The 20,607-nt window shown below is 38.9% G+C and carries 19 protein-coding genes and 1 tRNA gene; 6 read left to right on the top strand and 14 right to left on the bottom strand.

Annotated features, from left to right (window positions below; translation table 11 throughout):
- Positions 1–15 precede the first annotated feature (15 nt).
- Complete coding sequence (locus ABDZ97_RS04380) at positions 16–3,789, bottom strand: TonB-dependent receptor (protein ID WP_343785343.1); 3,774 nt, start codon at positions 3,787–3,789, stop codon at positions 16–18.
- 194 nt (positions 3,790–3,983) lie between these two features.
- The gene (locus ABDZ97_RS04375) at positions 3,984–4,259 is read right to left on the bottom strand and encodes a hypothetical protein (protein ID WP_343785342.1); all 276 of its coding nucleotides are present in this window, start codon (positions 4,257–4,259) and stop codon (positions 3,984–3,986) included.
- A 59-nt stretch (positions 4,260–4,318) separates the two neighbouring features.
- Here ABDZ97_RS04375 and ABDZ97_RS04370 point away from each other — a divergent pair, with 59 nt between their 5' ends.
- Positions 4,319–4,762: a Rieske (2Fe-2S) protein gene (locus ABDZ97_RS04370; protein WP_343785341.1), complete on the top strand. Its 444-nt coding sequence runs from the start codon at positions 4,319–4,321 to the stop codon at positions 4,760–4,762.
- Here ABDZ97_RS04370 and ABDZ97_RS04365 read toward each other — a convergent pair.
- The 3 genes from ABDZ97_RS04365 to ABDZ97_RS04355 all read right to left on the bottom strand — a co-directional run bounded on the left by ABDZ97_RS04365 (position 4,759) and on the right by ABDZ97_RS04355 (position 7,007).
- Entirely contained in the window at positions 4,759–5,253 is a 495-nt protein-coding gene (locus ABDZ97_RS04365; protein ID WP_343785340.1) for a hypothetical protein, read from the bottom strand. The genes ABDZ97_RS04370 and ABDZ97_RS04365 overlap by 4 nt on opposite strands.
- Before the next feature lie 69 nt (positions 5,254–5,322).
- Positions 5,323–6,390: a mannose-1-phosphate guanylyltransferase gene (locus ABDZ97_RS04360; protein ID WP_343785339.1), complete on the bottom strand. Its 1,068-nt coding sequence runs from the start codon at positions 6,388–6,390 to the stop codon at positions 5,323–5,325.
- Positions 6,387–7,007 carry a SprT-like domain-containing protein gene (locus ABDZ97_RS04355; RefSeq protein WP_343785338.1) on the bottom strand — a complete coding sequence of 207 codons (621 nt, stop codon included), beginning with the start codon at positions 7,005–7,007 and terminating at the stop codon, positions 6,387–6,389. The genes ABDZ97_RS04360 and ABDZ97_RS04355 overlap by 4 nt, the downstream gene beginning before the upstream one ends.
- A gap of 102 nt (positions 7,008–7,109) precedes the next feature.
- Between ABDZ97_RS04355 and ABDZ97_RS04350 the strand changes: the two genes are divergently transcribed.
- The 4 genes from ABDZ97_RS04350 (at position 7,110) to ABDZ97_RS04335 (ending at position 10,531) form a co-directional block, all read left to right on the top strand.
- Positions 7,110–7,850: an MlaE family ABC transporter permease gene (locus ABDZ97_RS04350; RefSeq protein ID WP_343785337.1), complete on the top strand. Its 741-nt coding sequence runs from the start codon at positions 7,110–7,112 to the stop codon at positions 7,848–7,850.
- A gap of 3 nt (positions 7,851–7,853) precedes the next feature.
- Positions 7,854–8,615, top strand: coding sequence for an ABC transporter ATP-binding protein (locus ABDZ97_RS04345; RefSeq protein WP_343785336.1), 762 nt, complete (start codon positions 7,854–7,856; stop codon positions 8,613–8,615).
- A gap of 83 nt (positions 8,616–8,698) precedes the next feature.
- Entirely contained in the window at positions 8,699–9,679 is a 981-nt protein-coding gene (locus ABDZ97_RS04340; protein ID WP_343785335.1) for a hypothetical protein, read from the top strand.
- Between the two features lie 81 nt (positions 9,680–9,760).
- Positions 9,761–10,531: an enoyl-CoA hydratase/isomerase family protein gene (locus tag ABDZ97_RS04335; protein WP_343785334.1), complete on the top strand. Its 771-nt coding sequence runs from the start codon at positions 9,761–9,763 to the stop codon at positions 10,529–10,531.
- A gap of 53 nt (positions 10,532–10,584) precedes the next feature.
- Here ABDZ97_RS04335 and ABDZ97_RS04330 read toward each other — a convergent pair whose 3' ends face one another.
- The 6 genes from ABDZ97_RS04330 to ABDZ97_RS04305 are packed head-to-tail and all read right to left on the bottom strand — an operon-like array spanning position 10,585 to position 17,228.
- A complete protein-coding gene (locus tag ABDZ97_RS04330; protein WP_343785333.1) occupies positions 10,585–13,158 on the bottom strand; it encodes a DUF5686 and carboxypeptidase regulatory-like domain-containing protein in 2,574 nt (857 codons plus the stop codon).
- Positions 13,118–13,324, bottom strand: a complete 207-nt coding sequence (locus ABDZ97_RS04325; protein WP_343785332.1) for a hypothetical protein — start codon at positions 13,322–13,324, stop codon at positions 13,118–13,120. The genes ABDZ97_RS04330 and ABDZ97_RS04325 overlap by 41 nt, the downstream gene beginning before the upstream one ends.
- Positions 13,325–13,347: 23 nt before the next feature.
- Positions 13,348–13,875 (bottom strand): LPS export ABC transporter periplasmic protein LptC, encoded by a 528-nt coding sequence (lptC, locus tag ABDZ97_RS04320; protein WP_343785331.1) that lies wholly within the window; start codon positions 13,873–13,875, stop codon positions 13,348–13,350.
- Positions 13,876–13,904: 29 nt separating this feature from the next.
- Positions 13,905–15,158, bottom strand: a complete 1,254-nt coding sequence (locus ABDZ97_RS04315) for a tetratricopeptide repeat protein (protein ID WP_343785330.1) — start codon at positions 15,156–15,158, stop codon at positions 13,905–13,907.
- Between the two features lie 8 nt (positions 15,159–15,166).
- The gene (locus ABDZ97_RS04310) at positions 15,167–16,519 is read right to left on the bottom strand and encodes a hypothetical protein (protein WP_343785329.1); all 1,353 of its coding nucleotides are present in this window, start codon (positions 16,517–16,519) and stop codon (positions 15,167–15,169) included.
- On the bottom strand, positions 16,512–17,228 hold the full coding sequence (locus tag ABDZ97_RS04305) for a type III pantothenate kinase (protein WP_343785328.1): 717 nt from the start codon (positions 17,226–17,228) through the stop codon (positions 16,512–16,514). Before ABDZ97_RS04305 ends, ABDZ97_RS04310 begins: the two co-directional genes overlap by 8 nt.
- Before the next feature lie 87 nt (positions 17,229–17,315).
- Here ABDZ97_RS04305 and ABDZ97_RS04300 point away from each other — a divergent pair.
- Positions 17,316–17,388: transfer RNA gene (locus tag ABDZ97_RS04300), tRNA-Phe, on the top strand.
- Positions 17,389–17,491: 103 nt separating this feature from the next.
- On the opposite strand, the gene ABDZ97_RS04295 is transcribed toward ABDZ97_RS04300, so the two are convergent.
- The 3 genes from ABDZ97_RS04295 to ABDZ97_RS04285 form a co-directional block, all read right to left on the bottom strand.
- Complete coding sequence (locus tag ABDZ97_RS04295; RefSeq protein WP_343785679.1) at positions 17,492–17,761, bottom strand: transposase; 270 nt, start codon at positions 17,759–17,761, stop codon at positions 17,492–17,494.
- A gap of 96 nt (positions 17,762–17,857) precedes the next feature.
- A complete protein-coding gene (locus ABDZ97_RS04290; protein ID WP_343785327.1) occupies positions 17,858–19,300 on the bottom strand; it encodes a hypothetical protein in 1,443 nt (480 codons plus the stop codon).
- Between the two features lie 195 nt (positions 19,301–19,495).
- Positions 19,496–20,473, bottom strand: coding sequence for an SIR2 family protein (locus ABDZ97_RS04285; RefSeq protein WP_343785326.1), 978 nt, complete (start codon positions 20,471–20,473; stop codon positions 19,496–19,498).
- Between the last annotated feature and the right edge of the window lie 134 nt (positions 20,474–20,607).

Here is a 20,607-nt window from a genome sequence, read left to right as displayed (position 1 = left end):
TCTCTTTTTGTTCAATTAAAAGTCAAATTTCACACCTAAACGAATTGTTCTTGGAAGACCATAATTGAACGGATTATCAACTTTCATCATGTAAAGATCACGGAAGGACTGCTCATCCAACTGGTTAGATATTGACGACTGTGAATCTACAGAAGCAAGGAACCCGTCATCGTCAGCGTTACCTGTAGCACGATATACATTAAGAACGTTTGCTGTGTTCAAAAGGTTGGTGATACGGAAATAAACATTTAGGAAAGCCATTTTCTTCTTGTCCTCATTCTTACCGAACTCCAAATTAAATGTTCTGTCAATCTGAATATCCAAAGTATATGTCCAAGGCTTTCTTGATCCGTTCAACGTTCCTTCAAGACCTGAAGTCTGAGGGTTGATGTAAGCAGCACCACGTACTTGTTGCTGACGTGTGTAAGGTGTTCCTGAACCAACATTTGCAACCAGGTTAACACCTGTGTTTTTCAGAATCTGACCACCTTTTTTCGTTTTAGGACCATTGTATGATTTTCCTTCTCCGTATCTATAGTCAATCACAAAGTTAAATGTGTGACGACGGTCGTAGTTATATGGGAAAATATTCTGAAGGTTTGGTTGTCCTGAGTTAACCAAAGTTAATGCTGAAGTTGCATCGGAACCAGTTCCGTCAGCAAATTGAAGTGTATAGTTTGCATTCAAACGGATGTTTCCTGTTCTTCTCAAGTCATAAGAAACTGTCAATCCTTTAACGGTTCCGAAGTCACGGTTACCGAATGTACGGTATGTGTTCGGATACGCTTCTACCATTCGCATCAACTGAATCTGATTTCTTTGCTCTCTGTAGAACGCTTCAATCTTAACAGCAGAAGTTTTTGTTAGTACCTGCTGGAATCCTAATGCATAATCGATAGTTGTTGTTGGTTTTAGATTTGCGTTATTAATAATAACGTTTCTTGTTTCCATAAACTGATAATCGATTGGATCGAAACGGAATCCTGTATTAGGACGCTGCGTAAGGATGTCATAGTGAGCAAAGAAACTTGCCTCATCTGAAATAGGGAATGAGAATGCAATACGTGGCATAACATTCACCTGAGCCTTATAATCTGTAAACGCATCTGCTGATGGAGTTTCAGCCGATGGATCTAGCAACCATGGCGCGATTCCCTGTGCTCCACGAACGATAGTCGGATCGGAAATCGGGCTACCTGAAGCATCATACCACTGCATATCCTTACGGAAACCATTAATAGAAGTCGGGTTGTTTACGTCATTCACATAAACTACGTAATCGTCTCCCATACTTTCCGGAATATCAACCCAGTTATACGTTGCCGGATCAGACTGCGCCAAAGAACGAGCCTGCTGAACGTTTCTTGCTGAATAAACTAAAAGAGGATCTTTCAATACTGGTTGATTTGCATCAAATACATCGACACGTACACCAACGTTGAAAACGATATCATCAAATGCAAATTTGTCCATAATGTACCCTGCAACGTAGATTGGCTGGAAAGCACCGATTGTACGTTTGTAGTTACCATTATCATCTATTTCATTGAAGTAGTTATTAATATCTGTTGATCCTTTTATTTTCTTACCTGTGTAGTCATACCCCCAGTACTGAACAAAGTTCTGTCCTGAATTCAACAACTCATCAGCCGAGAACATATCCAATGTTAATGTATTAGGATCAACTTCGTCAATATTCACGAAATCAGTACCAAATGGATCCAATCCCAATTCGTTACGAACGCTGTAATCAAAGAAAGACTGTTCGTCACCATTAATCTGACCACCGTACACTCCGTTAGTAGCACCATATCCAGAATTTAAACGGTCATATGTAACACGGTAGTATGTACCATAGTTATCCCAACTTGGTGATGATTTATCCAACTCGGAAATATGCGAGTTCATCAACTGACGCGCCACTGTCCAAAGACCAATAGGACCTGCCTGACCTGACTGGAATCCACGGTCAGTACGTTGTTCAAATTCGAAACCAAGTGTAATTGAGTGTCCACCAATGTTAATCGACCCGGAACCTGTAGCACGGAACTGATTGTTTTCAAATTTCTGATAGAAGTTGTAAGGAACTCCAAAGTTATTCCAGATTTCGTATACATCTTCCGGAGTATCTCCGTTACGCAAAGCTTTACCTGTCTGAATCTGGAAAAGGTTTTCGTAGTTTCCTGTTACCTTTCCATCGTAGATATCATAATACTGACGAGTAATCGCAGCAAAAGCATCATTTGTTTCAGACGCTTCAAAGTCTACACGGTAATCACGGAAACCATCGTGCTCATAATACGCGTCCGTAACATTTCCATCTTCATCTGTAACCTGGCGGAAAGTATAAGATGGCTCACGATATGTAGTAAACTTACCAACATATCCATAATTAAACAAACGATCTTTGTGATTAGCATCCTGAGAATAGCCCGTTGATTGTGAATAATCCACCATCAAAGAGTAGAATGCTGATTTAATCTTTGAGCTGCTTCCCTCTTCTTGTTTAGGAGTGAATCGCTGTGTGAAACGTCCGTATACACGCCAGTCTAACTGCGTATTCAAACCAAAGTTGGTAAAATTCATCAGTGAGTTATTATAGCTATAACCTCTTCCTGTATTGTAAGCCATCGACCCACCAAAAGTAAGGTTAACCGAAGGTCCTGCATTAACATCTATCTTACCTGCTGCAGAAATGTTACGGCTTCTTGCATTCATTCGGTAAGGTGTCTTTTCAAAATCATCAGCTCTAAGGAATTGTGAGTTATGGTAAGTCCCCTGTCCTGTACCTGTCGGACGAAGAGGGTTTGCCATCAACTCTTCACGAGCTTCTTTTGTAATCCGGTAAGTACCTCCGATAACAGGGCGAGGATCTAACTGATCCGTATAGTTTACCGAAAGGAAGAACCCTAAGATTGGTTTTGTTTTATTTCCTAAAGAATCTTTCTTCATCCAAAGTGGTCCGGAAACCATTCCTTCCAAAAGGTTATAACCAAACTGATCCATACCGATCACTTTCCCGTCATATCCATTCGGATCTTTTCCATTAAAGTAAAATCCGGAAGTAACACCTTCTATCGAACCGAAGTATTTTGCAGACGGACCTCTTGTTGTTACAGAGATAACCCCTCCGGTCATATCCCCATAGTTCGCAGGAAGACCACCTGTGATTACAGAAACCTCCTGAATAGCTGACTTTGGAAGATTGGACGAACCACGAACTTTAATACCATCTATAAAGTAGTAGGAATCACCACTTCGAGAACCACGAACACTCATTGCTCCCGAACCTTCTTCCATATAAACCCCTCCGACAGTTCCGGCAACACCTGCTGCAGAACGAACCGGCATACGCGCGATATCCTCACGTGTTACCGTTTGACCGGAAGCACCACCATCCTTATCAATAAGAGGAACTTCATAGTGAACAACCTCCACCTCTGTTAGAAGCCCATCGGACTGACCTAACTGAAGGTCGTTAAGGAAGGTTATCTTATCACTGGATACAATAACACCTTCCTGACGAAGTGTCTGATACCCGACAAAACGAACCTCAACATCGTAACTACCAGGGCTAATGGAGTTAATCTGGAATTTCCCATCAAAGTCGGTCTTACCCCCACCTTTCTGAACTCCGTTCTGGAATAACACCACGTTAACAAATGGAAGCGGGTCTGCCGTCTCCTTTTCTGTTACCACCCCTCGGATGGTACCTACCCCTGTTTGTGCAAGCGAGTAACTAACTGTTAATAAAACACTTGCGAGTAACAAGTAAAATTTCCGTAACATAAGCAAATTTTAATTTGAACTATTCTTTAAGCAACAAAGCGGGTAAATATAGAAAAATAATTTTTCTTAGCACCTCTTTCCTTTTTAATAAATTTTAACATCTCCTTTTTCAGGCATGCTACAAACATACCGTTTTAAAATCCATCTGACAACGAGCTAAAAATCGAATTTCTCTAATATTATACCTGTCTAAACTATTTCCTCCTTTTCTTCTTTCTTTTGTCTCTTTTTTTCAAAGCTTTCTGCTGTTTCTTCATTCGCTTCTGAGTCTCTTTACTCTGAATGCTCATGAAACGCTTCTTCCCGTCCTTCTCAGCTTTTTGTTGGGCCTTTTTTCTGGATTCACGCTTCTTTTCAATATTTTTCTCAGCCTGCTCAACGGTAGCCGGAGTTTTCTGAGCGAACAATTTACCTGATGAAAAACAACAACTAAAAAGTATCAGAAAGAAAATGACTAAATACTTTTGCATACTTTAATTCTCTTTTTTGCGTTAATAAAATTGTAAATTTACAGAATAAACACAGCAGCATGAAACTATGTAGGCCAGTTTTGATTTTAGGGACAGTGCTATCCTTTCTCTTCCTGATTTCATCTTGCAATAAAAACAAACTCCACCCGGTTCCGAATCTTCCGTTCAATGTTAATATCAACATAAACCTGCCCTCTTATTCAGGACTGCAAAATATAGGAGGATATGCCTATGTTGATAATTACGGTTCTAAAGGTGTGGTTGTATACAGAAGGTCTATTGATGAATTTGTTGCTTTCGACAGACAGTCCACAGCTGATGGCGGACAAGAATGCGGAGGAGTAGAAATTGATGAAGAAAATACACTTATTGTTAATGATGTCTGCGGTGATTCCCAATTCTCCTTGTACGATGGTTCTGTTATTCAGGGACCGGCTGAATTTGGTTTACGAGGCTATCGGACTATTTTCGACGGTACCTATACGCTAAATATTTCCAATTAAAGCAGTACAAACTGAGTTTCACTCAAAAGGGCTTTTAACTGCGGATCATCAGGACCAAGGTAGGTATCTCGGAAATCATCCATCTCCTGTCTCGTTTCAGGAGAGATTTTCTCCTGCAATTGCTCCATGATTTCACCACTTATAGCGACTGGCGGAATTCCCGCGATAACACGATCACCAATAAAGTTTCCAATCAAATTAAACTCTGTTACTTCTGACAGTGGTTCACCTGTAACCACACAAACTTTATCCCATTTATCCTGCCAGTCTTCCTGCCCCAAACCGACCCGCTTTTCGTTTAGGTGAATACTTTCAAAGTACTCCTCGATGACACGTTTGGAATGCTCAGACATGCGCTGATTCATTTTTTGTCCGCAAGGTATACATATTGCCATTTCAAACAAAGTCAACACATCGCCCTCTGCAGTGCGCTTCATCGCTTTTTCAATCGCATAAGGCTCCCCGGAAGCAATCAAATCCTTTTCACACATAACACACTTTCGAATTGGCTTTCCGCTTCGGTCAGAATAAAACGACTCAGGTATCGGGTCAGACATTACTTACTCCTCCATTAGTTTAATATAATCCTTTAGCTTCTGTTCGTCCTTTTTGCTAAGAATCAAAAGTTTTCCGTTTGACTCAACGACAATATAATCATTCAGTCCCTGAATTAATGCGGAACGATTGGTTGGAATGTTAACAATGCAATTGTGAGAATCAATCAACTGTGCTTTACCTCCTATAATTGCATTTCCATTGAAATCTTTTTCCAGATGACTGTAAACAGAACCCCAGGTTCCTAAATCTGACCAGTCAAAATCCGCCAAAACCACTTTTACGTTTTTTGCGTTCTCCATAACAGCGAAATCTATCGAAATGTCTTCACATTTTTCAAAACACGTATTGACAAACTCCTGTTCTTGTGGGGAATTATACAATGAAAAGTCACTTGCAAACAAACTGTATAAATCAGGCTTAAACTTTTTTAACGCTTCAAGAATGGTAGCTGCTTTCCAAACAAAGATCCCGGAATTCCAATAATAATCACCACTCTTCAGAAACAGTTCGGCCAATTCTTTATTCGGCTTCTCCATGAATTGTTTTACCTCACACACCGAACCGGGAATTAAATCCCCGTTTTGGTAAAACTGAATGTATCCATACCCTGTGTCCGGTCTATTGGGTTTTATCCCCAATGTAACAAGGCAGTCTGTTGATTCCGCTTCATTCAAGGCCACATCAACGATACGAACAAATTTTTCCTCTTGTAAAATCAGGTGATCAGAAGGAGCTACAATAAGATTAGCCTCCTTGTTGATTGCGTAAATTTTTGATGCTGCATACGCAATGCATGGAGCCGTATTTTTTCGTTGGGGCTCCGTAAGAATTGCCTCCTCCGATAAATCAGGCAACTGATCTTTCACCAAATCCCGGTATATCTGATTGGTAACAACAAAAATATTCTCGGCAGGAACAATCTTCGACAACCGTTCAAAGGTCATTTGAATCAATGATTTCCCAATACCTAACACATCTAAAAACTGCTTCGGGTGTTCCGGAGTCGACAACGGCCAAAAACGGCTTCCGACTCCCCCTGCCATAATTACCGCAAACTTGTTACTTTTCATACTTCTACTTTCTTAACCTCGGCAATTGCATTTACCAAATACATTTTACCCGAAGCTACTTCTTTACACTCTACTCTTTTTCTCCTTACACTTCCTCTCTCAAACAATCTCCCGGACAACAAAAAACGTTCTCCCGGAAGAAGATCCTTCACAACCGGCACCGGATCTTTTGTATTATATCTCCTAAGTGCAAGAAACAATTCGTGATCAGAAGCTGAAGATGCCTTCGGATTACGAATATAATTTTTCAAAGGTCTCCTGACATCTTCCGGAAACCAGTTTTGTGCTCCTCCCGAAGTGAGCAATTGAGAAAAGGTCATTTTCCACTCTTCCCCATGTGGCGCTATCCTGTTTCCATACTCACTGAAGGCAATAAGGTGCGCAAACTCATGAAGTGTTGTAAGGTAAAAGGCAAATGGGTTCAAATTTCCATTTACCGAAATAGAATGAAACCCTTCTTTATCCTGACTACGATAATCCCCAAACTTGGTCTTTCTAGGGTTCGTAATTCTGAATTTTACCTTATGAGCCGCTATAAGATTCACCACCTGATCAATCCCCTGCTCGGGAAGAAACCGGCGGATTTTATCAGCAATAGCAGATTTAACCTCATTCATCGGAACAAAAATAATGGAATTAGCCAACAAAAGTTATCCCCACCAAAGAGTTTACAAAAAATTGATGATAATTTACCCAAAACCGCTAAATTAGCATCGAAAATGAAGGTGATCTACAATATAGGTAAGTATGTCATGATGCTGAAATATGTATTTTCGCGACCTGAAAAGTTTCGGATTTACAGAATCAGGATTTTTGATGAAATTGAGATTATCGGTTTAAGCTCGATCCCATTGGTAGCACTTATGTCGGTGTTTATGGGAGCAGTAATTACACTTCAGACTGCCGCTAACATGGACAGTCCATTGTTACCTGTAGAAACAATCGGTTACATTACCCGTCAATCTACTATTCTTGAATTTTCACCCACCATTATTTCCTTAATCCTAGCCGGTAAAATCGGATCTAATATTGCCTCTGAGGTCGGTACTATGCGTGTTACCGAACAAATTGACGCACTTGAAATAATGGGAGTAAATTCTCTTGGATATCTCGTACTTCCCAAGGTTGTCGCCGGATTGATTACATTCCCTATTATTGTTATACTTTCTATGGCGTTGAGTATTCTGGGAGGTCTTTTTGCAGCCGTTCAGACAGGATTGTGCTCGCAAAATGATTACGTAAAAGGGCTTCGGTATTATTTCATTGAGTCTGATGTTGCCTACGGATTAGTGAAACCTTTTTTCTTTGCTTTCATTATTACAACTATTGCTTCATTCTATGGATATTATACCAAAGGAGGAGCGCTTGACGTAGGTAGATCCAGTACAAAAGCGGTAGTGTACAGTAGTATTGGAATATTGCTCACCAATTACTTCCTAACTCAAATAATTCTGACATAATTCATGATTGAAGTAAAAGGAGTAAATAAAAGTTTTGGTGATCATCACGTTCTGAAAGAGATCAATACTGTTTTTGAGCCGGGGCAGGTCAACCTTATCATTGGTCAGAGTGGTTCGGGAAAATCTGTACTTGCAAAATGTATTGTCGGACTTCATGAAGTTGATACAGGAGAGATTTTGTACGACGGCAGGAACTTCACGGTTATGAATCGTCATCAGCGGAAAGATGTTCGCAAGGAGATCGGAATGCTCTTTCAGGGGTCGGCTCTGTTTGACTCCCTGACCGTCGAAGAGAATGTGATGTTTCCGCTCTCCATGTTTACGACAATGTCTAAAGCAGAAATGCGTGAGCGTGCTAATTTCTGTCTGGAACGTGTAAAACTAACCAACAGGAATCATCTCCTTCCTGCCGAATGCAGCGGAGGAATGCAGAAACGTATCGGCATCGCCCGGGCAATTGCCATGAATCCCAAATATCTTTTCTGTGACGAACCCAACTCAGGTCTTGACCCCAAGACATCTATCGTTATTGATAACCTTATCCGGGAACTGACCTATGAATTTAATATGACAACTATCGTCATCACTCACGACATGAATTCCGTGATAGAAATCGGTGATCACATTATTTTCATTTACGAAGGTAATAAGTGGTGGGAAGGAACAAAAGAAGATATTCTCAGAACCGACAATCAGGAAATTAACGATTTTGTCTATGCTGCTCAGTTCATGAAACAACTAAAAGGAAAACTTGGTAGCCACTAAGATTTTCATCAAGGTTAATTTTTCTTAAAAGATATAACAGTACACTCAATTTTTCATTACTTTGTGTGTAAATACTTTTTTTTATGTCAGAAATACAGAAAGATAATCAGAAGGAGAAGGAAGCACCTAAGAAGAGAGATGGGGTATACATTTTTGTTATACTATTGTTAATTGCAGGACTTGCAGGTTTTGGATTTTTAATTTCCAACAAAAACAAGGCCCTGGAAAATTGTTCTCTTGAAAAAAGTGCATTGGAAGCGGATATGGCGGGGATGGAAGATATGCTTTCCGAACATATTGATGTTCAAAAAGGAGACCTCAAAAGTGAGCTAAGAAATATGTTAGCCATGTACGAGGACGCTTTGGCTACAAATGATACGCACGAGGACAGTATCCGGGCGCAACAGGAAAAAATTCAGAGTATTCTGAATGAACTGGAATCAAACAAAAAGAGAAGTGCCCGTGAAATTTATAAATTGAAGAAAGAGACTGAAACGCTGCGGGCAATTATGAAAGATTATGTTCGTCAGATTGACTCTCTTAATACAGTAAATGTCGGTCTTCGTACTGAACTGACAGACAAAACAACACAGCTTTCCAGTGTAACCGGTGAACGCGATGCATTACAGGAAAGAACATCAAATCTGGAATCTAAAGTGGCGGCTGGAGCTCGTTTGAGTGCTTATAACATCTATTCAACAGGGCTTAAATACAAACTGGACGGAACACTAAAAGAAAACTCCAGAGCCGGAAAAATTGACAAAATCCGTTCTTGTTTTACGGTATCTGAAAATTCGTTAGCTGCGGCAGGATCAAAATTCATCTACCTTCAGGTTATTACTCCTGACGGAAAAGTTTTGCACACACGCTCCAGCAACGTGATAAATATAGACGGAGTAAATGTTCTCTACTCAGATCGTAAAGAGATTGATTACCAAAATCAGAGTATTGATGTTTGTGTATACTATGAGCCAGGAAATGAAGAACTGGCAAAAGGAAACTACATTGTAAAACTATATGCTGACGCTGCTCTAATCGGAAAAGATAGTTTTACACTTAAATAAAATCACTGTAACAGACAGCTTAAGAGAAGGGAGACAAAAGTCTCCCTTTTTTGTTATTTTCGTGGACTAAAAACGATATAAATGGAAGCTATAAATCAGGGAGACGTAAAGTTTACTATTTCGGACAATGGAATTGCAACAGTTGAATTTTTTCACCCCTTATCCAATTCATTACCCGGTAAAGTACTTGCAAAACTAGCTAATACAATAACTGAACTGGGAGGCAATGATTCGGTAAAAGTAATTGTACTTAAATCGACTGGAGACCGAGCATTTTGCGCTGGAGCCAGCTTTGACGAGCTGATCTCAATCAAAGATCTAGATACCGGCAAACAATTTTTCTCCGGTTTTGCCAATGTTATTAATGCATGCCGCAAAGCCCCCAAATTGATTATCGGACGTGTTCAGGGAAAAGCTGTTGGTGGAGGTGTCGGATTGGCTTCTGCTGTTGATTATTGTTTTGCTACGCGTTATGCTGATGTAAAGCTGAGTGAGCTGGCTGTTGGTATCGGTCCTTTTGTCGTAGGTCCTGCAGTAGAAAGAAAAATAGGTCTTTCAGCAATGAGTCAACTGGCTATTGATGCTACTGAATGGCGTTCCGCAGACTGGGCAAGAGAAAAGGGATTGTACACAGACATCTTTGATTCGATCGAAGAAATGGATGAAGCCATCCAAACACTGGCTAACAAACTGGCAAAATCGAATCCCGAAGCGATGCAATTACTTAAAAAAGTATTTTGGGAAGGAACAGAAAACTGGGATCAGCTTTTGGCTGAACGAGCAGCAATGAGTGGGAAACTGGTTCTATCCGATTTTACAGTTAATGCGATCAACTCTTTTAAGAAAAAATAAATCCATCCATTATCAAGAGAAGCTGTTCGTTGTACCGGACAGCTTTTTTTGTATCAGAAATTGTATTTCATATCCCGCTCATCAAGTAATGAGAAACTAATTTTAAATTGCCCGGTGGGCGGTGAAAAATTGGCATCTGAGTAGACCCCATACAAACCTATTCGTAATCGACGTTTAAACAACTTGAAATCCCGTTCCAACCCTGCGAAAAATTCCCAATACTGGTAATTATGTTCCGGCACATATAAATAGCCCCCTCCCACGACTGATTTTATCCGGGTCTTTTTCATAAAAGGTATTTTATTTAGCAGCGCCCCGTTAAAGTGGTGTACAATGTGTGTTTCCAGATAGAAATCCATTGTCGGGAGGGATGTATCCAATCCCTGATAAGAATACAGAGGATTGGAAAACCACAAAGGATCTGATCTTCTGTGGTATTTATAATCCGGATCTTTCAGAATACGTGCATTCAGAAACTTTCCTGTTTTTACATGGTAATTGGTTGTTCCCAACGTACCAATTTTAAAAGATTGTCTCACTCCCAGATCAATGTAATCGTGATCAACGTCACTTCCCAAAAAACCAGGTATTCCCTTTTCATATCCAATATAAAAAGTTGGCCATTTTGAGCCAAGAATCACCTTTCGTTTTGGTTCCCGCATATATTTTTGTCCCGGAGTATATTCTACTATCAATCGTAACAAAAGAGCCTGATACGTTTTAAACACAGGTGGCGCGGTATTATTTATCGCGCTATCCAATAACGTGATAAACTTGTAACCATCTACGGAACGTCTTTCATTAAATTCGACCTCAGCATCCAAATAGAGGCCATTTAACAGCTCTGTATAATGTCCTCCAACCAACTTTGTAGATTCGATAAAATTATCCCGCAAGAAGATCTGGGAAATAGCATCCTGCTGACGAATCAGGTCAAAATCATGTCGGAAACGGAGAAAAACTGCCGATTGTCTGAATGGATCATACAGATATCTGACTCGCGCTGTTCCTTTGATATCCCCATTTAAAACACCAACAGACACCTTACCGTAGGTATCTATATACTTTTCATTCTCCCATTTTTTGAAATAGTCAAAATTTGGCGATATACGTGGTCCGGCAATGTATATTGGTTCGATCATACCCGCTAAAGATGAAACAGACCATTGTATCTTTTTTGCCCTGTTACGTTGATCTATACCAAACCAAACAACTTTCCAGAAAGTAACCCGGTTAAACTCCTTGTCCACGGAGTCGAGGTATTCCTTTTTGTTAAGAACAGCATGGATACTATCCTGTTTTCGCAATAGCTCTCTCTCTTCTTCAGTTAGTTGTATTCTGCGATTACTCTCCCAGAAAGCAGAGTCTTTATCATACGCATCCTGTGTTGTGACAGCAACTTCATTCGAAAAGAATTTCTTTCCATACTCCTTACCAAATACATAATTATCATACGCTACCGAGGTCGAGGCTTCCGTCACATCCTTATTAAAGGAAACACCATACCTCATGTTCTGCTGTTTCAAGACACAAAGCGTATCTCCTCTATTTTCAAACAACTGGTCAATTTCGAAATAATCAAATTTTAATAAATCTCCCTTCTCCATCCTGAAAGACAATTCTTTTACCATCCAGGCAGAATCCTGTATGATCAAATACCCCGTCAGCGTAGAAGTTGCCGAATTCCTTGCTGCTATTTCTATTTTATGATATTTGACACCTCCCTCCACATATTGCCTAACCAATTTGTATTTATAGGATAAAATTCCTGCCCAGCTAATCGGAGAGGTAACAGGAGACTCATTAAGGTCATCTACATAGAGAATATTTGCAAAAAAATTAAAGTTTGATTTTGTTGTTGTCGTGTAATAAAGCCTATCGTCCTTTCCTTTTCGGACATACGCATTTCTGATTTCTTTCACATTGTTGGGTGGTTGAAAGTGCCGTTCCATTTCCACTTCGACAAGGTTTAAATTATCTGTGGTAGCATAACGAAGTTCTTTCTCCTTTTCTTCACGCTCAAAAGGATCTGTAATCTTATCCAGTTCCTCTTCAATTTCCTGTTTGGAACGCTTTTCAGATATTGCGCGCTTTTCAGCTGCTTTTAAATAGACATCAACACTGTAAGAATATTGTTCGGGATTAATAATATCCTTTCGCTCAATAACCTTTTTAATGATCTCGTGCCCGGGGTTTGTCCTTTTGACTTTTATCTCAATCTCATTCAGCTCATTGTCAGCAGGTTTCAACTGAAAATCTATTTTATTACTTCCCTGCCGGACAACAACAAACTGTTCCAGAGTTTCAAAACCGAGGTATTTTACAACCACGTCGTAGGAACCTACTTCAATAAATAAAGTGTAATTGCCTTTATCAGAAGTTACAGTACGGAGTTCAGGTCTGTTTTTTATATAGATAGTAGCATAAGGGACGGGAACACCTAAATCATCTGTCACTATTCCCTCTATAGACTGGGAAAAACAAAGCAGGTTACTGAAAAGAATCAGTACAAAAAAAGGTAATCGCTTTAGTTCATTGATTGTCATATATGTTGCATAAAATACAACGTATTTGGCATCAATTTGTTCATTGCTCTTCTTTATTTTTCTGCTGCTCCAGGAATTCAATATGTTTCTCCATACGCTTTCTCATAAAAGAGCGTATAATCCAGGCAAAAAAGGCGATCCCCGGAAAAACGTAATAGGGTGCCCAGCGATCAAATCCTTCTTTAAAACCAAGAACCGTAATAAACAGTAGCATGGCGATCCCGATCAGGAGCCAGAACTTTTCCATTATTTTATTATACCTGTTCATAATCAATCTTTAAAATATTTCTCTCCCGTGGGTTTCAGAATCTCAAATTTATCAAATGTTTGATCCGCTACAATCCCTTTTCCCCACAAAATGCCATCTTCTGTCTTCACAACCACAGTTTTGTTACTAAAGATACTATCATTTCTCCAAAATAACTCTTCTGTTTCCAATTGCTGATTTTTATTAACGTTTCTCAGTACAACACTATCCCTGACAAACATTTTCTCTGTGTTGGTTTCTCTTTCACCATAATACGCAGTCAAAACCGCTTCCGGCTTCCGGGTATCACGATCGTAAAACGTCACCTCTAACCCATCTTTAATAATCGTCTTCGGGACCGGGTTGCGATACGACTCAACCAAGGTACCTTTTAACTCATATCTTACATAACCACTATCTGTGACGATCATGTGAAGATCTGTAGACAATTCATCCGGTAAATTCTCTTGCGTAGTCACCTTTCTGATGTTCTCCAGATCATTGGCACAAGAAAAGACAATTCCTGCGAGCAAAAGCCACGCAGGAATCATCCAAAAGTATTTTGTATACGATCTCAATGCTAGTTATACCCGATAATTTTCACTGATACCCCCCAGCAAGAAAGTGTTATTGACTCACCTTCTGTACGGTTCTCATCAAAGATCATATTCTTTGTAGGAGCATTAGCTTTGTAGGAAGCAGTACTCAACCCACCGCGTTCTGCTAACTCAACCGCATACCAGTAATTTGCTTTTCGTTCAAAACTTGTATCTCCACAACTGTTTGCCGAAGCTGCCACACTTTTTGCTGCAATATCCAAAGCCTTACTTCTGTATTCTCCTCCGGCAGTTAAAGCTGAAGCATGCGCCGCACGGTAGTTTCCTTGCTGATAATACCCGTAAGCCATACGGTATGCAATTTCATCACCTCGCTCACCGCTATCCATATCTTTTGCTTCTTTATAAGCTCCCATCGCATCTCCGTATCTTTTCTGAGCCAGAAGGAAGTTTCCTTTAGCAATCATTGCATCTACAGTTGGATCAAGAGAAATAAGTGTGTCCAAAAGCATTTCGTACTCTTTAGAGTTTACACAGTCTTTCTTCTCAAGAATGGACATGTAATTTTTTACAGCTCCTTTTTTCGCTTCCGCGTCCGAAGGTAACATTCCCAAAACATCAGAGATTACAGGAAGAACATCATCACATGATTTTGCAACCCGATCAAATATTCCAGTAATATATTCCTGAATCCGCTCGTTTCCTTCGTTCATTGCAAGTAATGCTGAAAGATTTAAGTATTCGTCAACAATACGCTTGCTGTACTCTTTCTTTTTCTGAGCATCTTTTTCTCCATACTGAAGGATGTAAAGATTATAATAATAAGTTGAAATCAACGAAGGGTTTGCCTTCTCCTGCAATCCATCAATTCCATATTTGAACAACTCATCGATCTTCTTGTAATCCGTACTTTTGATACTTGTCAGGTAATAGGCATGCCAAATCGACCATTCTGCACGTTTGCCGATGTTTGTTTCATATTTTTCAAATATACCGATCAACGTATCTGTATAAGCTTTCTTTATTGCAGCATCTTCGTTCTGCGCAATCAATTGCTCATAACCATACTTCAGGTTCATGTATATTGTTGAATCCGTCGGACAAAGTTTTTCTGCTTTGGTATAAAATTTAACCGCTTCCTGGAAATTCTTGTTTGTCATTGCATCACCTCCGATTACGCGAGCCTCTTTACACTCCTTACTCATTTCGTCCTGCGCAACAACAGGTAATCCTATTGCTAAAGTCAAACCTAATATGTACTTACCTAAGTTCATCATTTTATAATTTAATCATACTTAAACTTTCTAAACCATTTGTCGTTAAATCCGGGAGATAAAATTATTCCAACATTAACGCCAATATATCGTTCCCGTATCGATGTCGGTCCTATTTCTCCCTGTTGTCCGATTTTCATCCCGATGTTCAGAGAAGAAACCGATCGATTAAACGGAATCGGAAAACCTAGTCCAAAAGTCATGCCAAAGTCTGTTAAACGGGTGTCTCCTCCGGGAATCTGCCCATAGTTAGCCCCCAGTCTGTAGGTCATTTTGGAAAGGTACTTAATCGATGGTGATTTATCAAGAAACTTGTGATGAGGCGTGTACTCCACTCCAAAACGGGCATACATAGCATCCGAATAAGTCTCATTTACAGGAATCCCGTTCACCTCCTTTTTATACTGTCCCCAACTCATCATTTCAAAATCCGCAAGAATTCGTACACGGTGCATCAGAAGTCTTGACTTAAGCGAATCTTCTCTTGCTCTGATCTCATATCCCACTCCAAATCCGATACGCTGAGGGATGAACACTTTTCCTCCAAGTTCTCCCGTAGAAAAGATCGTATCAATATTAGCCGGTGAAATATCATAATCTCCCGTATATCTGACTAAAGATTCCAAAGAGGTCGTTTTCCAATAGGTTGGCATTGCATACGTTACTCCGATCGAAAACGAACTGTATTTGCTGATTGTATACTGATATGAAAGTCCTGTATTTAAACTAAAACCCCGTATACGATCATTAACCGTGTATAACCCATTAAAATAGCTGGACGAATTGATCCAATCACTTCTTTTCGAATTGGTCGTATTTCCAAAATTGTATCCCAGATCCGCTCCTAAAGCAAGATAATTTTTTTCATTCTTGAGGATTGCTGCCGAAAAATTAAAATAAACCTGTTGCACCCCACCTTCTCCCATATAGGAATGACGAAGTGAATCACCTGCAATTACTTCATAGGTTTTAAAATCATACCCACGTGAAATAACAGGTTTCATTCCCAGAGCAAGAGCAAAACGCTTCGCAAAAGGAATCGCGATCTGTATTGAATTTAAATACACCAGGTGGTCACTTGATTTTCCCGACGCAGATTCAAAATTCGAAAAACGTGTGCTAAGGTCAAATGAAAAAAGAGGTTGCCCTTTTCCCAGATAGGGTAAAGAAGCAGGATTATGAATATTTGCATAAGTAGAATCGTTTAACCCGATACGTGCACCTCCTCTTCCCAGTGATACTCCGTCAATCGGTTCTTTCCACATCCCCAGACCAAATTGCGAGTAAGGCGAATTTGTAGTCACCTGCGCAATTGTTAATACAGGAATAAAAAGGATGAGTACAGCAAGTATTTTCTTATGCATTAGCCTCTAAAATTAATTTCAAACCCAACAAAGTCAGATTTTCGTGCGCAAAGATGGGATTTTTTACTTCGAAATCAAAGTATTTCATATCTCCCCCTGTCACAAAAATTCTTAAATCAGTATACAGTTCCTGATAACGTTTAATTGTGGCTAAAATTTCATTTTGCATTCCATTTAATGCACCCGATACCAGAGATTCTTCTGTATTTTGCCCGATGAGAGGTCTTTTTTCCCAGGATTCGATTAATGGTAAATTTGCCGTATAGTCATTCATTGCACGGAACCTCATCCGTAACCCGGGAGAAATTGCTCCACCCAAATACATTCCTTCATCACTGACAAAATCAAACTTCAAACAAGTCCCCGCATCTACGACTAATACATTCTTCTCCGGGAACAATCCGACCCCGGCAACTGCATTGGCAATTCTGTCAACCCCTAATGTATCAGGAGTCTTATATGCTATTCGTATCGGGAATTGTAATTCATTATTTACACGAATTGCATTAGGGAGGATTTCCAATACTTCACGTGTTTTTTCCTCTCCGGCTACAGATGCCAGTATAGAATTAACAATTTCTTCCGTATCAATTACTTTCTTTACCCCTGCTATTCCCTCTCCTGAAGAAACGATAGTATCTCCCTGAAAAACCGCATACTTAAGCCGCGTGTTCCCCATATCAACGATCAATCTTTTCTGTATCATCATTCAAAGATAGTTGAACTTTTTTCAAAAAAAAGTATAGTTTTCGTTTGAAAAACAATTTTATTTATATCTTTGCACCCACCAAACGGCGGTGATGTAGCTCAGTTGGTAGAGCAAAGGACTGAAAATCCTTGTGTCGGCGGTTCGATTCCGTCCATCACCACGAAAGCCTCGCAGAAATGTGAGGCTTTTTTATTTCCCTGTATTTTTCCTCTACGTATCAATAAAAAGGGGATCAAGTCATATTTCTGTGGACTTGAAAAAAATCAAGCATAAATTTGCGTTAATCTGAATAAAAAGAATCCAATATTACGGACACCTCTAAATTGAGATCTGAAAGCTTTGATTTTGGCATTAAATGATTCTGCAGAAGCGTTTGTGCTTCGATTGTCAAAGTAGTTTAATATAGTTACATAGTGATTCATTATTGTGCGAGAGATCGTATTAAAAGACTTAAACCCTGATTGTACTACTTTTTCATGCCACTGAGCAAGTCTAGTATATCCGTGTATTTTGTCTTTCGTGTTTTGATAAATCCAGTGCTGTTTTTTGCTTGTGCATAACGGTCTACGGCTATGAAAGGTAGGGCTTTTTCTCGAGTGTAATTGTTGCCCTATCTTTTATAGGCGGTGTTATGGTTCTTTTTTGTCAGCCGAACGAATTGGCGAAATTTGAGGATTTTGAAGATGCTTTCCAGAATCTATTGTTGGCCCTTCGTAACCTATTAGATTCACGATTATTTTTCTTAGAAGCTTATCCATCAAAAAATAATTTTTTCGGGCTTCATCAGATTTACCTATATCCCCTGAATGCACTATTTTATGCCTAGAAATAAGTAAGTCTTCTACTTCCTTTGTTAATTCAATATTTGCCGCTTGAATAAGTTGACGAAATTTAAAATCGGTCTGTTTTCGTTTAGTATTATTTATGTTTGAAAGTTTACTGTTTAGTAGATTAAAATTACCACCCATTGCTTTCTTATTTCTTTCTAACACTTCCACTAATTCTTTATGAATTGGTGCATAAATATCAGGGTCAATGATTGTAGTTTCTGGGTCTTCAAAAGTTTCAGCGTGTTTATTACTAAATCTTTCAAGAAGAATAGTTTGAATAAAAATTCTTTCCCCCATTGATGGAGCTTGTTCAGCATTATTCAAATAGAAAATAATTGTATTCAAGTCCAATAGGACATTAAGGTTTCGATATTTTTCGAAACAATTCAGAAATGCATTTGAAACAATTCCATCCCCCTTATACCATGCATTGTTTATCGGTATATAATTGTTCCATCGATAAGGTTTATGATGTTGCGCACTGTATATTTTTTTAATTTGAGCATCCAATTTGCCTCCGCTGTAGTATTGTCCATAATATTCTGCCCTTATGTACACCGCCGCACCATTTAGAAAGGAAAGGAATTCAAGAAAATCAAGTTTAATGAATTCCCAAAAAGTATAAGGCATAGCGAGATATTGACTCTGTGGACTTTGGAATTCAATTATAGATTCTCCATCATCATCTTTTCTTATGATAAACTTATATGACCTGAAGTCAAGTTGAAATGTAACCTCAGTGTGGTCCCACAACTTGTCACCTCCTACTTCGTCAGGACGAACTGGGCCATATGCCCTAGATGCCTTAATAAATGTATGGCTGGTATGATGAATACGAAGGCCTTCCAACTTAACGTACTTAATTGGATCCTTGACAATTTCTAATTCTGATTCTAAGTCATTGGAGGGTCTGTTATGAATTTCTTTTTCAATTTTAATGTGATCAAAACAATAGAAATTTCCTTTGGATTTTCTAAAAGGTAAATTCTTCATTAAAATTTTGGGTGCTGTAAATTTATATCCATCTTCAGTACTGCAGAATAATTTGTAATCATCCTGTTCAAATGCATCCTGATTGTTGTGATAAAACTCCTCAAGATTTAAAAATTCGTCAAAGTGTAGTTCGATATATAGGTTTCCCTCGTCGTTATATACCAAACCCAACAAGAAATCAAGTTTTAATCCTTGATTAAAATCGATGTGTCCGCTTTTTAGCCGATAAATTGGGACTAGGTTATCCATTTTAAATTGCTTTTTCAGTTTGGGTATCGCGCTATGGCGTTAATGAACCATAACGGTTGGTACATGTTGTCGGGGCGGATTTCGGGGAGCGTTCCTGTCCGAAGGACACGGAACTGCGATGCGAGAATCCGCAGTTAGCGTACCACCGAACCCCGCCCTGCAATATGTACTGTGTTAGCTGTTGGCGTTTTATTTTCATTCTCCTTTTAATAATGGTTCTATCCACTGATGCATCTCATAAACGTCATTAAACTCTGGAAATGGATTATCATCCCAAGGACTATTCATTAAATAAGCGTCGAAAAATGCATCCGTCGTTCGTCTTGGATGATACCATAAATAAGTTTCTTTTAGACTATTATGGATAGAGTAGTGATGACTATAAATAAAGTCATCCCATGTTTCTTCAACTTCTTCTTCGGGTTTTACATCTATAATTTCAAGCTCGTAAAATTCACGGGATTTGTTTTTGAATGAAGCGTCGAGCATTAATTTCTTCGCGTCAATGTCAGAAACTGGTGCACTATAACCAAAAATTGTAACCATTAAAGAAATTTCAAAATAATCTCTTAAAATTTTCCATTCATCATTGATTGCCTTGTCAGAACTATAATCTTTATTTTCAACTGGATATAATAACTGCATTTCGTCAAATGGCTTATGACAATGATGACATATTTTATTGTATTTGTAGCCTTTTATTTTGCATTTTGAACAAATACCAACAGCAACATTCCCGTGTAAGAAAACAACGTCAGGCAAACTATTTATTTGAGAATGTCTTCTCATAGTTTTCAAAAGCAAAGGGTCCCAATTGAATGTTGCAATCAAGTCTTTTTTTCTAAGTGATAAAATTAAATAGTCATATAGCGTTGGTTTTTCAGGTATTTCGAGATAATAGAAATATTCATAGACTTTTCTGTCAATTATATTCTTTATAGAAGTCAACGACTTATCGCTTGCAATTTTGCTATATAAACTTTCAAAATTGTCAATTACGTTTTCAAATTTATCCGGAATAATACCATACAAATCTAGCTTTTGAACTAAATTCCTCATTAAAGGAAGTTCTTTTCCATTTTTGTCACCATTAGGAAATGAAGCTAAACTAGCACCTGCACCAAGTAAAACTAGGTGAGGCATTCGCTTGTCAGGTATTACACTTTTTTTCAATCTAAGATTTGTTAAATGTTGATGTTTGTATTTCTTTCACGCTTACAGCTAACTAGCGTGTATATACCGTGTGGTTGTTATATCTTATATAACCACAGTACAGCTAAGATAATGAATCAAATGGATATTGATTC

Source organism: Wandonia haliotis (assembly GCF_039523435.1).
Taxonomy (GTDB): Bacteria; Bacteroidota; Bacteroidia; order Flavobacteriales_D; family Crocinitomicaceae; genus Wandonia; species Wandonia haliotis.
Note: the sequence above shows the minus strand (reverse complement) of the source record. Positions and strands in the feature narration are given on the sequence as shown.